This is a genomic window from Pseudomonas sp. AC229 (assembly GCF_979254655.1).
The window spans coordinates 1-281 of record NZ_CEEDHK010000048.1 but is presented as its reverse complement, the minus strand read 5'-3'; the positions used below and the strand labels follow the sequence as shown (position 1 = coordinate 281).

Genomic DNA, 281 nt, shown 5'->3' with positions numbered 1-281 from the left:
ATATCTAGGTCATTGGCATAACTCTCATCCATCCCTAAGCTGTTTTTCACGTATTCGGCAAAATAGTTAAAGCCGCCTGAGACCAATACCACATAGTAACCATGATTTTTCAGTGCGCTAATCAAGCGTTTTGCCCCTGGGCTAAAGGTAATGTGATTGGCAATAATATCTTCGAGCACCTCACTTGATAACCCTTTAAGTAAAGCCACACGGCGAGTAAAGCTTTGGGCAAAATCAATTTCCCCGCGCATGGCAGATTCGGTAATCGTATCGACTTGCTC

At 43.8% G+C, this 281-nt stretch carries 1 protein-coding gene; it reads right to left on the bottom strand.

What is annotated here, in order from left to right; all coding sequences use genetic code 11:
• Positions 1 to 281 (bottom strand): HAD-IB family phosphatase (locus AC0IW7_RS24790; protein WP_471821493.1); only part of this gene is annotated, 281 nt, incomplete at both ends.